Source organism: Gammaproteobacteria bacterium (genome assembly GCA_003696665.1).
Lineage (GTDB): Bacteria > Pseudomonadota > Gammaproteobacteria > Enterobacterales.
In genome coordinates this window covers 1-2,896 of sequence record RFGJ01000379.1, presented here as the reverse complement: position 1 = coordinate 2,896, position 2,896 = coordinate 1, and the positions used below count along the sequence as shown (strand labels likewise).

General features: G+C 54.2%; 6 protein-coding genes. 2 read left to right on the top strand and 4 right to left on the bottom strand.

Annotated elements, in window-relative coordinates:
* The 3 genes from D6694_09830 to D6694_09820 all read right to left on the bottom strand — a co-directional run.
* Nucleotides 1-182: aminotransferase class V-fold PLP-dependent enzyme (locus D6694_09830; protein ID RMH40689.1), on the bottom strand; the 182-nt coding region annotated here is incomplete at its 3' end.
* 33 nt (nucleotides 183-215) lie between these two features.
* Nucleotides 216-851, bottom strand: coding sequence for a hypothetical protein (locus D6694_09825; protein ID RMH40688.1), 636 nt, complete (start codon nucleotides 849-851; stop codon nucleotides 216-218).
* Nucleotides 852-883: 32 nt separating this feature from the next.
* Nucleotides 884-1,309 (bottom strand): hypothetical protein, encoded by a 426-nt coding sequence (locus D6694_09820; GenBank protein RMH40687.1) that lies wholly within the window; start codon nucleotides 1,307-1,309, stop codon nucleotides 884-886.
* Between the two features lie 62 nt (nucleotides 1,310-1,371).
* Here D6694_09820 and D6694_09815 point away from each other — a divergent pair, with 62 nt between their 5' ends.
* Both D6694_09815 and D6694_09810 read left to right on the top strand, forming a co-directional pair.
* Nucleotides 1,372-2,160 (top strand): amidohydrolase, encoded by a 789-nt coding sequence (locus D6694_09815; protein RMH40686.1) that lies wholly within the window; start codon nucleotides 1,372-1,374, stop codon nucleotides 2,158-2,160.
* Nucleotides 2,148-2,564: a hypothetical protein gene (locus tag D6694_09810; GenBank protein RMH40685.1), complete on the top strand. Its 417-nt coding sequence runs from the start codon at nucleotides 2,148-2,150 to the stop codon at nucleotides 2,562-2,564. The genes D6694_09815 and D6694_09810 overlap by 13 nt, the downstream gene beginning before the upstream one ends.
* Here D6694_09810 and D6694_09805 read toward each other — a convergent pair.
* The coding region (locus tag D6694_09805) for a methylated-DNA--[protein]-cysteine S-methyltransferase (protein RMH40684.1) at nucleotides 2,561-2,896 on the bottom strand (336 nt) is incomplete at its 5' end. The two genes, D6694_09810 and D6694_09805, sit on opposite strands and share 4 nt — an antisense overlap.

The window sequence follows — 2,896 nt, the reverse complement described above, 5'->3', positions numbered from 1 at the left end:
GTGCAGGCTGCGCCAAGTGAATGTTGCGCCCGGTGGACGTTGGCCATGGGGGCCTGCATATAGTGGGTCATCGCGTCAATGACACTTTGGGGTAATTGCGTCGTGGCCGCCGAGTCAAGGTAAACCTTCGCTTCGCGTTGCAGTCGAGCAATGGCCGGAAATTGGTGAGCCCAGGCTGTCATGTGCAAGTGTTGTTTTGAACCAGAGAGCTATGATCACCGATTCGGCGCGGAAAGAAAAGTTTTGACCGAGCCTTGCCCAAATTGTCGTGCTAGCCAACCACTCATGCGGCGCACAATGAGATTGTCTTCAGCAGGTTCAGGGGTAATGTTCGGCCAAAATGAAATAGACAGGGGATGTCCAGCGGTTTCCGCAAGTTGCATTTGCCTGAGTAACCAGTCATTCACAGGGGGAGACATGGTGATCACAAATAGCGTTGGCTTTTTCGGGACCCAGCGTTGGTCTGTCGCCACTTGTGTTGGCGCTGCTTTCACAAAGAGCACGATGTGGCTGCGTGCGTTTAGGGAAGCGATAGCCTTGTCAAGCCAGTTTGGGGATGGCTGCAGCCAAATAATATCGACGGGGCGATCATCTAGTTTTGATACCGCCTCGATCAATTGTCCTAACCATTGTGTTGGCAGAGACGATGGCCTTGTCAGTATCGCGACAGACCAGCCCTTGTTGTTCAGTTTGTGGGTCAATCCTTGCCGGACCCAATTGTGTTCATATGTGTCAGGTAAGTTATCGATCACTAACGCAACGCCTCTGCGAAGACCGCGGTGTTCCTGACGATACAGGACGGTCTGTCCGGCGAGTGTCAGTGTATCATAGGTGGGGATTCGTTGTTGCAAGGCTGTGCGCCAGCCACCGGCGTTGACAACGCTTATGAAGCAGGCAAAAACACATACACTCCACGAAATTCGGCGCACACCGCCTCCTGACTGATGAGCTCAACACACACTGGGTACCAGTGTTTCCGATCAGAGATTTCAGTATCGCGCCAGGCGTTGATGATCATGTCATCTTTGACCGGGCGACGATAACGAATGTTCGCATCACGCAACACCACTTCCCCTTGCATATCGGCAACACTCGTCAAATATTGAATCAGTGCCCAACCAGTGGCGACGGCAGTGACGTATTGTGCCCCGGCAAAGCCAGTCCCATGAATGTTGCGGTTCGGTGATAGCGGTGCGCGGGCACTGGCACGCGTGCGGCTAATGGATGTCAGTCGCCAGTCAGCGAAATCAAGCATGGGGATGGTTTGCCGCATCAAAGTGGTGAGCGCATGCTCTGGGGAATTGGTCATAGACTTCTTGGTCGAATGAATTTAACGTAAACGCTATTGTAAAAAAGTGTTGGTGGCAAGTGATGGAGGCTCTGCGAATTCAGTTGGTGCAAGCTGAATTGGTTTGGGAAGATGCCCGGACAAACTGTGAACGCCTTGCGGAGATGATGCGAGAGGCCCCAGCGGACATTTCTTTATTGCCTGAAATGTTCAATAGCGGATTTTCCATGAGCCCAGCAAAAGTGTCGGAAACGATGACGGGAGAGACGGTGACCTGGATGCGGCAGCAGGCAGCCACGCTGAACCGTGTCATCGCTGGGAGTTTGGCCATTCGTGAGGGGGATGCCTGTTACAACCGTTTTTTATGGGTGACCCCGGAAGGTGTGATTAAGTACTACGACAAACGCCACTTATTTCGTATGGCCGGTGAGCATAAAAGGTATACGGCGGGACAGAGAAGGGTCATCTGGCATTGGCGTGGTTGGCGTATTCTGCCGCTTGTCTGCTATGACTTGCGCTTTCCAGTGTGGTGTCGTCAGCAGAACTTAGACTACGATATCATGCTTGTCGTGGCGAATTGGCCAACACCGCGTGCCGATGCATGGCGCAAGCTGCTGCCTGCGCGGGCCATCGAAAACCAGTGCTATGTGGCGGCCCTCAATCGTGCGGGTAGCGACGCGCGAGGTTGGACCTATGAAGGCGATTCGACCGTTCTGGATGCCATGGGGCGATCACTGCTAACGTTAGGCCCCCATCCTGCCATAGGGGTGGCGCGGATTGATCGGACGCATCTCAATGAAGTTCGTCAAACCCTGCCGTTCCATCAAGACGCGGATGCATTTCAGTTGGAGGCGACGGATTGCGCCGATTAGCGTTGTCCATATTGTTTGGTTGGCTGCTCGGCATGGTGGTCAATGCCCTGTTGTTTTCTGTTTTAAATGAATGGTATCCGTTACCGATTGACGAAGACCTATCCATAGAGCGGTTAGGTGAGGCGCTTCGCCGCATTCCGTGGCCCTACGCACTCATTCCTATCGGCGCCCACGCGGCGGGCACTTTCTCTGGTTGCTGGCTGGCCGCGCTCCGAGCGTCGCCAAATGGCCAGTTGGCGGCTTGGGTCGTCTGCGCCCTATTTATGGTCAGTAGTATTTCAGTGGCTTGGTTATTTCCATTGCCAGCGACCTTTGTGTTGGCCGATATTCTGCTGGCCTATGCGCCTATGGCCTGGCTCGCCATTGTGTTCGCCCAAAATGTACACAAGTCGCGCCACGCCTAGATGACCTTCGCACGTTTTAAGTCAGTGGCGTCAGTCATCTTGTGGCCTTCACGTTCAAGCAAGATTCGCTTGTTGACCAGGCCACCGCCAAAGCCTGTGAGTTGACGGTTTCGCCCTATGACTCGATGGCAGGGAATCATAATGGCAATGGGATTGGCGCCAATCGCGTTGGCGACGGCGCGCACGGCTGTTGGGCGACCGATGGCATCAGCGACGTCTTGATAGGTTCGCAGTGCACCGTAGGGGATAGTCAGTAGAGCCCGCCAGACACTTTGCTGAAATGGTGTGCCGTGTGGTGCTAAGGGGACATCAAAGGCATTCAGTCGTCCAGC